The organism is Amycolatopsis sp. SID8362 (assembly GCF_010550475.1).
Classification (GTDB): Bacteria; Actinomycetota; Actinomycetes; order Mycobacteriales; family Pseudonocardiaceae; genus Amycolatopsis; species Amycolatopsis eburnea.
Genome location: NZ_JAAGNB010001499.1, coordinates 1 through 482, shown reverse-complemented (window position 1 = coordinate 482; position 482 = coordinate 1). Strand labels below are relative to the sequence as shown.

Genomic DNA, 482 nt, shown 5'->3' with positions numbered 1-482 from the left:
AGCGCGACCAGCCGCTCCCCCAGCGGCGGCCGGGCCAGCCGCGGGATCAGCGCGAGCACCTCGCCGGTCGCCACCAGGGACAGCTGCGTCGCGAAGTCGTCCACCAGGTGCCGGACGTCCGGCTCCTCCGGCGCCCCCGCGAACAACCGCCGGAACCATTGGTGGCACACGGTTCCCGGCGGGCTGGTCACCCAAGCCTGCCCCGACAGCTCCGCGCCGAGTGGCCCGTCGGCAAGCGCCAGCGGGTGGTCGCGGCTCAGCACCACGTCGCCGACGTCGGTGTGCACGTGCCGGCGTGCCAAGGACGGCGGCAGCGGGGCCGGCACGCCGTCGGCGTCGTGGACCAGGGCGAGGTCGGCCGTTCCCGCGTCGACGGCGCGCAGGGCCTGGTCGGGGTCCTGCTCGGTGATGTCCACGCGCAGCTCCGGGCAGCGCCCGGCCAGCCGCCCGAGGACCGGGGCGAGCAGGCCGCGGATGCCCGT

Annotated in this window: 1 protein-coding gene; it reads right to left on the bottom strand. The window is 77.0% G+C overall.

Annotated elements, in window-relative coordinates:
• A partial coding sequence (locus tag G3I65_RS45840; RefSeq protein WP_239071848.1) for a LysR substrate-binding domain-containing protein occupies window positions 1-482 on the bottom strand: 482 nt, incomplete at both ends.